The organism is Candidatus Poriferisocius sp., from assembly GCF_965219815.1.
Classification (GTDB): Bacteria; Actinomycetota; Acidimicrobiia; order Acidimicrobiales; family Bin134; genus Poriferisocius.
In genome coordinates, this window is record NZ_OZ244791.1 from 295006 (window position 1) to 306653 (window position 11648).

The 11648-nt window shown below is 63.3% G+C and carries 11 protein-coding genes and 1 pseudogene; 3 read left to right on the forward strand and 9 right to left on the reverse strand.

The window, feature by feature from the left end:
* Nucleotides 1–21 precede the first annotated feature (21 nt).
* Together ACOQPI_RS01425 and ACOQPI_RS01430 are read right to left on the reverse strand one after the other, a co-directional pair.
* Entirely contained in the window at nt 22–1671 is a 1650-nt protein-coding gene (locus ACOQPI_RS01425) for a PKD domain-containing protein (protein ID WP_420617941.1), read from the reverse strand.
* On the reverse strand, nt 1668–2057 hold the full coding sequence (locus ACOQPI_RS01430) for a hypothetical protein (protein WP_420617942.1): 390 nt from the start codon (nt 2055–2057) through the stop codon (nt 1668–1670). Before ACOQPI_RS01430 ends, ACOQPI_RS01425 begins: the two co-directional genes overlap by 4 nt.
* A gap of 357 nt (nt 2058–2414) precedes the next feature.
* On the opposite strand from ACOQPI_RS01430, the gene ACOQPI_RS01435 reads away from it, so the two are divergent.
* Together ACOQPI_RS01435 and ACOQPI_RS01440 are read left to right on the forward strand one after the other, a co-directional pair.
* On the forward strand, nt 2415–4277 hold the full coding sequence (locus tag ACOQPI_RS01435) for a hypothetical protein (RefSeq protein WP_420617943.1): 1863 nt from the start codon (nt 2415–2417) through the stop codon (nt 4275–4277).
* A gap of 178 nt (nt 4278–4455) precedes the next feature.
* Nucleotides 4456–4677: a hypothetical protein gene (locus ACOQPI_RS01440; RefSeq protein WP_420617944.1), complete on the forward strand. Its 222-nt coding sequence runs from the start codon at nt 4456–4458 to the stop codon at nt 4675–4677.
* Nucleotides 4678–4702: 25 nt separating this feature from the next.
* Here the strand turns inward: ACOQPI_RS01440 and ACOQPI_RS01445 are convergent, their stop codons facing one another.
* The 6 genes from ACOQPI_RS01445 to ACOQPI_RS01470 form a co-directional block, all read right to left on the reverse strand.
* Complete coding sequence (locus ACOQPI_RS01445; protein ID WP_420617945.1) at nt 4703–5116, reverse strand: hypothetical protein; 414 nt, start codon at nt 5114–5116, stop codon at nt 4703–4705.
* Nucleotides 5117–5254: 138 nt separating this feature from the next.
* The gene (locus ACOQPI_RS01450; RefSeq protein ID WP_420617946.1) at nt 5255–5686 is read right to left on the reverse strand and encodes a hypothetical protein; all 432 of its coding nucleotides are present in this window, start codon (nt 5684–5686) and stop codon (nt 5255–5257) included.
* A 708-nt stretch (nt 5687–6394) separates the two neighbouring features.
* Nucleotides 6395–6625: a hypothetical protein gene (locus ACOQPI_RS01455; protein ID WP_420617947.1), complete on the reverse strand. Its 231-nt coding sequence runs from the start codon at nt 6623–6625 to the stop codon at nt 6395–6397.
* Entirely contained in the window at nt 6618–6905 is a 288-nt protein-coding gene (locus ACOQPI_RS01460) for a DUF3467 domain-containing protein (protein WP_420617948.1), read from the reverse strand. Before ACOQPI_RS01460 ends, ACOQPI_RS01455 begins: the two co-directional genes overlap by 8 nt.
* 609 nt (nt 6906–7514) lie before the next feature.
* Nucleotides 7515–7961 (reverse strand): hypothetical protein, encoded by a 447-nt coding sequence (locus ACOQPI_RS01465; RefSeq protein ID WP_420617949.1) that lies wholly within the window; start codon nt 7959–7961, stop codon nt 7515–7517.
* A 138-nt stretch (nt 7962–8099) separates the two neighbouring features.
* Nucleotides 8100–8531 carry a hypothetical protein gene (locus tag ACOQPI_RS01470; protein ID WP_420617946.1) on the reverse strand — a complete coding sequence of 144 codons (432 nt, stop codon included), beginning with the start codon at nt 8529–8531 and terminating at the stop codon, nt 8100–8102.
* Nucleotides 8532–8806: 275 nt separating this feature from the next.
* Between ACOQPI_RS01470 and ACOQPI_RS01475 the strand changes: the two are divergent.
* Nucleotides 8807–9100: pseudogene (locus ACOQPI_RS01475) on the forward strand (REJ domain-containing protein); the annotation flags it as partial.
* A gap of 228 nt (nt 9101–9328) precedes the next feature.
* Here the strand turns inward: ACOQPI_RS01475 and ACOQPI_RS01480 are convergent.
* The gene (locus ACOQPI_RS01480; RefSeq protein ID WP_420617950.1) at nt 9329–11545 is read right to left on the reverse strand and encodes a hypothetical protein; all 2217 of its coding nucleotides are present in this window, start codon (nt 11543–11545) and stop codon (nt 9329–9331) included.
* Between the last annotated feature and the right edge of the window lie 103 nt (nt 11546–11648).

The following is an 11648-nucleotide window of genomic DNA, read 5'->3' on the forward strand; positions in this document are numbered from 1 at the left end:
CAACCTGCATGAGGGGGTCGCCTAGGTCGCTAGGCGGAGGTTGCAGGCATCGGTGGCTAGTTGGTCGGGGGGGTCGCCGAAATCGGTGGTGGCCAGGGCGGCGCAGGTGGTGAAGAAGGCGAAACCGAATCGGGGGTGGTCGGCGAAGGCGGCCCGCAGGGCGTTGTGGCGGGCGACGGCCTCTCGGCGGGTGTAGGGCAGGGCGCACACGTCGGCGATGCCGTCGCCGTTGCTGTCGAAGGGATAGGTGACGGGCCCGCCGAGGCTGTGGTTGGCGCAGAATGTCGGGCCGTCTACCGCCCCGGAATAGAACACCCGAGCCTGGGCGGCATCAACCGGCTCGGGCTGGGGCGGCACCGCCTCGTCGTCGCGGGGGTCGGCGGCGAAGCGACCGCAGGCGTCGTTTCGCAGCTCGTCTTCGGTGTCGCCCAGATCGACCGGCGCTGAGGCACAGGCACCAGCGGCAGACTCGTCGACGCCCGGGGTCAACGGATCGTCGACAACGCCGAACAGGGCGTCGCGATAGGTATCCGGGTTCAATTCCGCCAGCTGCTCCAAGGCGGTCTGGCGGGCCACGGCGGCCCGGCGGGTGTCTCGCAGCGAGCACGTGTCGGCCACCCCGTCGTCGTCGCTGTCAAACGGATGGGTGGGCGGTCCGCCCAAGCTCAAGTTGACGCAGTAATCGGGGCCGTCGATGGCCCCCGAGTAGCGCAGCTCCGACTCCTCGGGGTCGTCGTGGATGCGCTCGATCACAATCTTGACGATCTGGCGAGCGCTGGCACCGTCCTGGTCGGTCACGGTCAGCCGGTAGTACACCAGGAAGGGCTCGGTGTCCTCCCCGTATACGAAGGGGAGCCGGGCCACCGTCTCGGTGCGCGGGTTGGCCGGCGTGTTGGGATCCTCGTCGGTGCTCAGGAACCTCTGGCCGACAACCGACTGGCCCTGGGCGCCTATGGGCAGCGACTGGGCCACCGAGGTCGCCCCCCTGAAACGAAGCAGCTCCCAGGTGAAGCTCCGGTCGGTGAGATCGCCGTCGGGGTCGAAGCTGCCTGAGCCGTCCACCACCAACAAGGTGGCGTCGCGCACATTCCACTCGTTGTCGTCGTTGCCCCCCTCTCCAGGGCGGTTGATCACGCCCTCGAAGGGATAGCGCTCCTCGTTCTCGTCGGCCACGCCGTTTCGGTTGTCGTCGCTGCCCGCCACGTCTTCATGGTCGTACAGCTTGGCGGTCACATGGATGTCTGCCACCGGGGGCTGGTTGATCCGCAATTTCACCGTATCGCTGTCGGTGGCGGCGGGCCGGCCGTTGTCGGTGACCGTCAGGCGGAACTCTATCGACCAGCCGAATCGCTCGATGAGCCTCTGCGCTGGGAGCTCGAAGGTGGCCACCGGCGATTGCGGGCTGGCCTGGACGAGGTGGAGCCAGCTGTAGGCCTCGGTGAGCACCTCCCACTGGTACGCCACGATGCTCCCGTCGGGATCGAAGCTGTCGGAGCCGTCGAGGGTGACCACCGCCGGGGTGGTGTCGGTGGCCTCGGTGGTGACCTCCAAAGAGGCGATGGCAATGGGGGGAAGCTGGTTCTGGGCTTGGGCTTGGCCGGTGGCAACCACAGCCACCGAGGCAACCAGCAGCACCGCCAGTGCCAGCAGGAGCCAATGCGGTTTGGTCAACTGGAGGAGGTGGGAAGGGGCTCGCCGAAATCTGACGGGTCGGGCGGGGGGTTGCAGGCGTCGACGGCGAGGTCTTCGGGGTCGTCGCCAAAGTCGAGGGTGCCCAGGGCGGCGCACTCGAAGGCCAGAGTGGTCTTGAACTGGGGATGCTCGGCGAAGGCGGCTTCGAGGGCATTCTGGCGGGCGACAGCCTCGCGGCGGGTGTAGGGCAGCGAGCAAGTGTCGGCGATGCCGTCGCCGTTGCTGTCAAATGCGTAGGTCCGGGGGCCGCCCAAACTCAAGTTGGTGCAGAAGTCGGGGCCGGGGATGGGACCTTGCCAGCGGGCTTGCACGGCGGAACTGGGGGCAGCCCACACCAGCATCCCGGCAACCAGCGTCGTCAGCACGAAGATCCACGATCTACCCTTGGCCGTTGAAGTGTACCGCCAGGCGGCCTTGGCAGGGAGGTCGGCCTCCCGCTTGGCCTCAATTCGGGCCAGCGAGTCACCGTTAAGCCGTGCTTGGAGATCTGAAATCCACAGATTTTCTGGCTGCCGCTCCTCTACGCACAGCTAGACGACGCCACCCGAGCCCGCTTCGACGGGCTCCGCAGCTTGGAGGGGGGCAATCTGGACGAACTTCAGCGCAGAGGAACCGCCAAGGACCGGGGTAACGGGATCTATATAGGGCTGTAGGAGAGGCACCCTGCAGCCCCTGATAGTGGCAGCTCCGGCGGTGGGAGTGCTGCTGCTCGTCGGAAAGTAATGGTTGCCCTGGCGCTTTTGGCGTTGGTGGCTAGTGTGCTGGTCTGGGCGTCGCCTAGTTCGCAGGCGCAGGCCAACCAGGCACCGTTCGCTGATGCGGGTCCTGATCAGACGTTGAACCCTGGCGCTGCGGTCACGCTCACTGGTGTCGGCAGTATCGATGTTGACGCTAGGTCTGATGGTGATTGTGGAGGCTGCGAGTACGAGTGGGAGGTCGAGACCGGCCCGTACGACTGGATTCAGATCGGGGAGGCCTCCGGCACTGCGACTGACGACACCTCGACGGTTGGTGCGTATTTCGAGGTTCCCTCGGAGGCTTTTGTCGACAAGGTGGACGACAGCGATCCCCAGAAGTATGAGATCGTGGTGCGGTTGACGGTTACCGATGACGACGGCGCGACCGACAGCGACACGGTGAGCATCAACATCAACCAGCGTCCCGTTGCCGATATCCAGGTTTATGCCGGTCTGCGCGACGAGGACATTGTGGACGGCGACCTTGGTGCCCATGGCCACTTCCCCGTTGACGCGGTGATTGACGGGCCGGGCGAGAACGGCAACCGCGACAATGAGTGGGACATCATGGAAGGGGCTTTCCTGCAACTGGACGGCTCCGCCAGCACCGATGAGAACCCCTCTACCGGCAGGCCGTCTTCCTATCAGTGGACCCGGGTGCGGCCGGCTTCGTTGGACAACTATGCCGACAGCCAGACCGCTGCTTCCGCTACCGGCCAGAGATTGACCGTCGCGACCGGCTCGGCTGGTGATTCCAACGAGACGGTCATCAACTTCGGCAACATCGATGGCACAGACGGGGACGAGACGCTCATCGTCTATACCCTGCCTGATGTCCAGCCCAGGGCGCCGCAGACGGTGTTCTACCGTCTGACCGTCTGCGACAGCAGCCCGACTCCGTCCACGGGAGACATAACGACCGCGTCGAACTGCACCGGCGGCCGCACTGGCGCCGCGCTGATCAGGATCGTGGTGCATGACACCTCGGCCACTCCCGAGGTGGGGATCGGAGCCGCGCTTACCTCCGCGAGCTCGTCTCGCGGCGACGCTGCGCCCCAGAGCACGGTCGGCCAGATCACCGGCGTTGAGAACCAGTTCATCGTGGCCGCCGGCTCGACTGTGCGGCTGACCGCCACCGTGGAGGACAGAGATCAGGATTCCGGCCACGTCTTCCGGTGGAGCGGGGCCACTCCGGGCGCCGACCGGAGCATGGCTGTGGTCAGGGTTCCCGCCGATGCCGCTGGCGGCGACACCATCGAGGGCTCGGTGACGGTGATCGACGCCACCCGCATATCGGTGACCACTACCTTCCAGCTTTTGGTCGGCGAGAACACGGCGCCCACCGCAGGCGGGCTTAAGGGAACTCCGGTTGGCGGTCCTCTCTCTGTTCTCCAGGTCACCGACGGGTTCCAGAACCAGAGGGACGGCTCGACGGTGACCGTGCGAGGCGTGGGCAACGACGCGGACGGCGATTCCATCATCACCGCCTGGTCTCTGCGTGAGGCGACGTCAGATGTGATGGTCGATGAGGGGACTGTCCCGACCCCGCTGCCTGACAATCCTGCAAACACCACGGCTCTTGACCTGAACGGCGACGGAGACACCGGTGACACGGTTGGCGGCAATGCCGCCCTGCAAGCGGCAGTCGAGAACTGGGCGGCTCTCAGGTCGGCTGAGTCTCCTGATGCGGCCGCTATTGGTATAGCCACCAGCCAGATGCTGGGGATATTCGGCATGGTCGCAGGTGACGGGCAGGCGGCCGAGGATCCGCTGTTCGAGCTCGAAGGCGCCCTGGCCCGGGACAAGTGCAACCTGAATCCAGCCGCCGGCACGGCTCTGCCGAGCTGACCCAAACCCGGACCCACAATCCGGACAACCACAGGCTGGCCCGGCCCCCTTCTGGGGGGCCGGGCCAGCCCGCGTCCGAGGTCGCTTACTTCGAGACTATTGTAGCTGACGCTGGCCTTCGGTAACCTGTTTCAAACCTTCCCCCCTAGCAACCCTCCATGCAGAGAGGGAGAATGTCATGAACGATGCGATGCTGAGCACCGTGATAGGTGTGGTGGGCACAGGCCTGATCGGCATGTTTTTCGTGCAGCTTCAGAATCTGCGGGATGACCTGAAACAAGGATTGCGCGGCCATGGTGACTCCATAAAGTCGCTAGAGGCAGCCGTTGTCCAACACGGGGAGCGCTTGGCTCGTATCGAGGCCAAGCTAGACAAAGAACCTCCTGCCGAAGCCGCCTAGCAACTAACGGGTGGCAGGTCTCGGGTTAGAGCTCCATGCGGGCCAAGCGCTCGCCTTGGACCATGACAAGATCGTAAACCCGGTCGATCCTTTCGCCCTGGGCCCTCAACTCGCTGGTGAACTTGTTAGTGAGCTTGTGCTCCAACGCCTTCAGTTCGCTGGTGAACTTGTCGGTAAGCGTCGTTTCCAGTGTGCGGACATCGCTCGCTAGGTTGTCGAACTTGTCTTCGAGCCGGTTCAGCTGGCCGGTGACTCTGTCTTCAAGGCCGGTGAACTTGTCTTCGAGCTGGTTGATCTGGCCGGTGAACTTGTCTTCGAGCTGGTTCATCTGGCTGATCAGCTTGTTGATCAAGCCGAAGATCATGCGAACGATCACGAAGAACGCGGAGACCAAGCCGGTCCCGATGACGCTGATCAGAGTGATGGCTGTGGCATTCATTCAAAACTCCCTCAAAGAGGGTTGAAGAGGGGGAAGTGAATGAAGGCAGTGTAGCAGCTGTTTTCCAGACGCGGAGTGGCCCGGCCGCTGGGGCCGGGCCACTCCGGAGTTATTGGTTCTTGCGAACCAGGTCGGTTGTTAGCTAGCTGGGGTTGGGAGCGCTGTGCCCGTGGTGGGGGACGGGGGCCGGGAGCACTCGTCGGTGGCCAGCGCGCCAGCGGAGTCTCCGAAGTCCGTGCTGCCCAGTGCGGTACACGCTGCTGCCAGCGCCTCGTCGTACTGATCGTGCTGGGAGAACGCCGCCACTAGGGCGTTCTGTCGGGCAACCGCCTCACGCCGGGTGAACGGCAGCGAGCAGATGTCGGCCACACCGTCGCCGTCGCTGTCGAAGGCATAGGTGGTGGCTCCGCCCAAGCTGTTGTTGGCGCAGAAGTTCGGACCGGTGATCACACCGGAGAAGAACTCATCGGCACTGGCGGGATCGACCGGCCTCGGCGGCGGCGACACCACCCGGTTGAACGACCCGACCCGACCACAGGAGTCAATCGCCAGATCACCAAGCGCGCCCAACTGATGCAGGACTGGGCCGATTTCCTCACCCAGGAACCCCCATTCATGACCCCGCAGACCTTCATTTCACCGTCACACCGATTGCAACAAACGACAAATCGAAAGGTCGCTGACCAGCCAATATAGACCGAGTTTGGTCCGGCGGCGGGAGTGCTGCTGGTCTTGGGAAACCGCATCTTTGTGACCAGGGCAAACGCCGGCGGGGTCGGTTTCCGGTCCAACAGTCAGGGCTTCGGCTAGAGACACTAGGCAGCTGCACGCGAGAGGGGCTGGCGGGCGTCGAGCCTTTTAGCGGCCTCCTCGGCGGGATCGGCCAAAACCCCTGGTGGCACTGCTGGCCGGACCGGCCTAACCATGGGCGCAGCGCCTGTCGACCGCGCTGTGCGGCCGCCGTGGCCGCCCCGGCCGAACGCCTCGGCAGACAAGCGGCCAGCAACACGCCAACACACACCTCAAGCGGACCCAAGATCGGCGTTCGCCCGCCATTTCTGGCGATTTCCGGCTCTTGGGGCAGGGTCGAACCCTTGGAAACCAAAATGGCGAGGTATTAGCGGTTGAGGAGCTTCACACCGAACGTGCTGGCGAAGTAGGCGATTGGGATTAGGTAGCCTTGGCCTTGGCCGAGAATGCCGAGCCAAACTGCTGCGACGAGAGTCCCCATCGCCAACGCAAAGGCGAGGAATCCCCCCGTTTGGAAAAAAGCGCCGCTCACTTACTATTGGACTGGAGCCACGGCGGGTCGAAGAGGGCGTTATGTCCCTCTTTGAAGCCCCGTGCCACTTCGTTCGCAGCTCGGGCTACTGCTGACCCCACGTTCCGCGCCATGAGAGGTTCCTCCTGGCTTCCAACGCCCCACCTTATTGTGGCCGTCACCGGCTCCGGGTCCTGACCGGCGGCCAGCACCAGCATCGTGTCGTGTGTTTCGATGAAATCAGTCATTGTCGTCTCCGTCGATGATTATGCCGTCAGGCGTGTTTGTGATGTATTTGTCTAGGTTCTCGTTTAGTGCATCGATCAACTGCTTGACGAATAGCGGGGACATGTTGACCCGTTGCACGATGATCCCCGAGACGGGCTCGAGGTCGTAGTCGAGGCGGCAGAAGTCAATGGTGAACTCGTGTGGTGAGTGCTTGACCATGGCGAAATTTGCCCAGATGCCGCCTCGCATCTCAGGGTCGCCCTGAATCTGGACATCAGACTGCTGAGGCTCTTGCGACATCAGAGCGACCGAAAATCAGCCACTTGGTAGCCTTCCCTTCTTGAAATCCCGATCATGGAATTACATTTTTGAGTCTACATATGCAGATGCCCCGCCACTGGGGCGGGGCGGGGCAAAATGCCGTTTTGCGTTTCGGGATCCTAAGTGTACCGATCTGCAAGCTGATTGCAATAGCTCGGATCGAATCCCCAGGGCTGGCCCCAGGCAAGGGGGAATCGGACGTTAGGAGCAACCGCGGGCACCGGCAGCCGACGCTGTAGGCGACGTTAGTCCCGCATTCGGGCCGAGGCCGTGGGGCCGCTCGGCGCGGTGCCCCGGTCAGCGGCCTCTCACCGTGTTCGGAACTCATCCGGCGTGCTCGGCCATCTGCCTGCCGGTCCACTCGGGGTGCTCGTCGACGGCCCGGCCGCTGGGGCCGGGCCACTCCGCGTGTATGACGCTGGCACGGCAGGAGATATTAGGGGACGCGTAGCGAGCCGGTGACGATCGACCGGCGCGGCCAGGACCCGATTGACAGGTGGGCCGGCTTCAACCAACCTCGACCACTGGGGCGACCAGCCCCGGTAGATCCGGCCATGAGTGCCCGGTTTACGCCAGCAAATGGTGCCTCTAGGCAGCTTCGGCTGGCGGGTCGATATCTAGTTTGAGCTCGATACGGGTCAGGCGCTCGCCGTGGGTCAGCAGGACATCGTAAACCCGATCAATTCTCTGGCCCTGAGCCCTCAGTTCGCTGGTGAACTTGTCGGTGAGCTTGTGCTCCAACGCCTTCAGTTCGCTGGTGAACTTGTCGGTAAGCGTCGTTTCCAGTGTGCGGACATCGCTCGCTAGGTTGTCGAACTTGTCTTCGAGCCGGTTCAGCTGGCCGGTGACTCTGTCTTCAAGGCCGGTGAACTTGTCTTCGAACTGGTTGATCTGGCCGGTGAACTTGTCTTCGAGCTGGTTCATCTGGCTGATCAGCTTGTTGATCAAGCCGAAGATCATGCGAACGATCACGAAGAACGCGGAGACCAAGCCGGTCCCGATGACGCTGATCAGAGTGATGGCTGTGGCATTCATTCAAAACTCCCTCAAAGAGGGTTGAAGAGGGGGAAGTGAATGAAGGCAGTGTAGCAGCTGTTTTCCAGACGCGGAGTGGCCCGGCCGCTGGGGCCGGGCCACTCCGGAGTTATTGGTTCTTGCGAACCAGGTCGGTTGTTAGCTAGCTGGGGTTGGGAGCGCTGTGCCCGTGGTGGGGGACGGGGGCCGGGAGCACTCGTCGGTGGCCAGCGCGCCAGCGGAGTCTCCGAAGTCCGTGCTGCCCAGTGCGGTACACGCTGCTGCCAGCGCCTCGTCGTACTGATCGTGCTGGGAGAACGCCGCCACTAGGGCGTTCTGTCGGGCAACCGCCTCACGCCGGGTGAACGGCAGCGAGCAGATGTCGGCCACACCGTCGCCGTCGCTGTCGAAGGCATAGGTGGTGGCTCCGCCCAAGCTGTTGTTGGCGCAGAAGTTCGGACCGGTGATCACACCGGAGAAGAACTCATCGGCACTGGCGGGATCGACCGGCCTCGGCGGCGGCGACACCACCCGGTTGAACGACCCGACCCGACCACAGGAGTCAATCGCCAGATCACCAAGCGCGCCCAACTGATGCAGGACTGGGCCGATTTCCTCACCCAGGAACCCCCATTCATGACCCCGCAGACCTTCATTTCACCGTCACACCGATTGCAACAAACGACAAATCGAAAGGTCGCTGACCAGCCAATATAGACCGAGTTTGGTCCGGCGGCGGGAGTGCTGCTGGTCGTCGCAGGTCCTTGCTCGCGCTCGGGGCTCTGTTGGCGCTGGTTGCAAGTGTGCTGATCTGGGCTGCTCCCTCCCAGGCGCAAAACACGGCTCCGCCGATCGCGATTGCGACGGTGGGTCCGCACGCCAGCGACACGACTCTCGCGACGCTGTCGGGTACGAACAGCTTCGACCCCGATGGTGTCACTGGCTCATTGACCTACAAGTGGGAAGTGGTTACCGAGGCCTATTCGTGGGTTGCGCTCACCGACGACGATGGGGTGACCACAGACTTCATCGTCCCGTCCGCCGAGTTGGCCGCCCGCTATGGCCAGTCGATTGAGTTCCGGTTGACGGTGACTGACGACGACACGCCTTCGGCCTCTGCCACAGACACGGTCACCTACAACATCAATCAGCGACCCACCGCTGACATCGCGCTCGAGGCCTACTTGGAGGACAAGGCCTCCGATGAGACTGGTGTAGACCGTTACACTATTGATGCCGTGATCGACGGGCCAGGCGAGAACGGCAACGCCGACAACGAGTGGGACATCATGGAAAACGCCCTCGTGGTGCTGGACGGCACCGGCAGCTCCGATCCCAATGGTCGGGTTACCGCTTACAGCTGGACCCGGCTCCACCCGGCCGCTGGTTCAGAAGGTGAAGGTTTCGGCGAGTCGGGCACCGCGTCGAAGCTGAGCACCGACGATTCCGCCACTGATGCCGTCGAGACGGTTGACGATCTGACTGCCGCAGAGTCTCCCTTCTACGTGTACTACCGGCTGAACGTCACCGACTCCACCGCAGATAGCCCAACAGCCGCCGCTACTGACCCGGCCGCGGTGGTCAAGATCGTCGTCTGGGACCAGCCGGCTGCTCCGAGGGCGACAATCTTCGCAAGCACGACGCTGGATGACCCCGACACCGATGGTACCGATGAGTTCGCCGTCGCGAAGGCCCTGCTCGACAACGGCAACCCGCAAGACAACAGTATGGCCTACGGCAGTATCGGCAACCGACTTGAGCACCTCGGTGGTGGCAGGGCTGGTCGAGACTCCGGTGAGCGCCCATGAGTGGCTGGCAATGCTGTCGTCCTTGTCGGGGTCTGAGCTGCCGCCGCCATTCAGCCGCACAAAGGACTCAGGCTCCACGATCTGGTCAGACCCAGCATCAGCCGCCGGGTCGGAGTCAGTGGCAAGGATGGTGATGGTAGCCGTGCTGGTACCGGCCACACCGTGCTGATCAATCACAGAGAAGGCAAGAATCACCGTGGTGGTTGCATCGACCTCGGGGACATCGAAGGAGACCGTGTCGGTGAAGGCACCCTCGAGCTCCAGCACCGCCTCGTCGGGATCAACCACCGCAGCGGGGTTGTCACCAACAGTGGCGTTGCCCGGACCGGTTGTGGAATCTATGGCACCCGGCTCATTGGTCTTCATAGCGTCGGTGGTCAACTCGCTCCATGCGTAGATCAGCGTGCCAACAGGCTGATCGGGGTCGAAGCCGACGCCGCGGAAGGTCACGCGACCAGTGGGCTTGCCGTTCTTCATGTCGCCGCCCTGAGCGCCATCGCTAGTGATGTACTGAATGCCAGCACCAGAACCGCCCTGGGCACTACGAATGCCAGCACAAACCGGTGACTCACCCGCTACCTCCGCATCCGCACAGTCGTCGCGAGAGCCGGTCGAGGAGTCAGGCACGGTGTTGTCATCGACGACCAGGAACTCAATCGAGGCACTACCTGTCAGCATGCCGCGGGAATTGTCGGTCGCAGTCACGGTGACGCTGAGCACGGTGCCATCTTCGGCATCTTTGTCCACCTTCAAAGTGGCGAACGTCCCAGCAGTGTTAGTGCGGTCTTGCCTGGCGCCTTCCCACTCGAAGCTCAGAGCATCGCCGTCAGCATCAGAGGAGCCGCTGGCATCCAAGCCGATCGTGGTGCCAGGAGAGACGATCCACCTAGGCGTGTCCGACGGGAGGACGGACTCCTGCAGACTGCCGTAGGCCATACTGTTGTCTTGCGGGTTGCCGTTGTCGAGCAGGGCCTTCGCGACGGCGAACTCATCGGTACCATCGGTATCGGGGTCATCCAGCGTCGTGCTTGCGAAGATTGTCGCCCTCGGAGCAGCCGGCTGATCCCAGACGACGATCTTGACCACCGCGGCCGGGTCAGTAGCGGCGGCAGTTGCGTCAGATGCGGTGGAATCAGTGACGTTCAGCCGGTAGTACACGTAGAAGGGAGACTCGGCGGCAGTCAGATCGTCAACCGTCTCGACGGCATCAGTGGCGGAATCGTCGGTGCTCAGCTTCGACGCGGTGCCCGACTCGCCGAAACCTTCACCTTCTGAACCAGCGGCCGGGTGGAGCCGGGTCCAGCTGTAAGCGGTAACCCGACCATTGGGATCGGAGCTGCCGGTGCCGTCCAGCACCACGAGGGCGCTTTCCATGATGTCCCACTCGTTGTCGGCGTTGCCGTTCTCGCCTGGCCCGTCGATCACGGCATCAATAGTGTAACGGTCTACACCAGTCTCATCGGAGGCCTTGTCCTCCAAGTAGGCCTCGAGCGCGATGTCAGCGGTGGGCCGCTGATTGATGTTGTAGGTGACCGTGTCTGTGGCAGAGGCCGAAGGCGTGTCGTCGTCAGTCACCGTCAACCGGAACTCAATCGACTGGCCATAGCGGGCGGCCAACTCGGCGGACGGGACGATGAAGTCTGTGGTCACCCCATCGTCGTCGGTGAGCGCAACCCACGAATAGGCCTCGGTAACCACTTCCCACTTGTAGGTCAATGAGCCAGTGACACCATCGGGGTCGAAGCTGTTCGTACCCGACAGCGTCGCGAGAGTCGTGTCGCTGGCGTGCGGACCCACCGTCGCAATCGCGATCGGCGGAGCCGTGTTTTGCGCCTGGGAGGGAGCAGCCCAGATCAGCACACTTGCAACCAGCGCCAACAGCGCCCCGAGCGCGAGCAGG

What these genes read in the sequence shown, in the direction of transcription:
- ACOQPI_RS01460 (WP_420617948.1), bottom strand. Translation starts at nt 6,905, where the DNA reads ATGTCGCAAGAGCCTCAGCAGTCTGATGTCCAGATTCAGGGCGACCCT.
- ACOQPI_RS01435 (WP_420617943.1), top strand. Translation starts at nt 2,415, where the DNA reads ATGGTTGCCCTGGCGCTTTTGGCGTTGGTGGCTAGTGTGCTGGTCTGG.
- ACOQPI_RS01445 (WP_420617945.1), bottom strand. Translation starts at nt 5,116, where the DNA reads ATGAATGCCACAGCCATCACTCTGATCAGCGTCATCGGGACCGGCTTG.
- ACOQPI_RS01440 (WP_420617944.1), top strand. Translation starts at nt 4,456, where the DNA reads ATGAACGATGCGATGCTGAGCACCGTGATAGGTGTGGTGGGCACAGGC.
- ACOQPI_RS01455 (WP_420617947.1), bottom strand. Translation starts at nt 6,625, where the DNA reads ATGACTGATTTCATCGAAACACACGACACGATGCTGGTGCTGGCCGCC.
- ACOQPI_RS01465 (WP_420617949.1), bottom strand. Translation starts at nt 7,961, where the DNA reads ATGAATGCCACAGCCATCACTCTGATCAGCGTCATCGGGACCGGCTTG.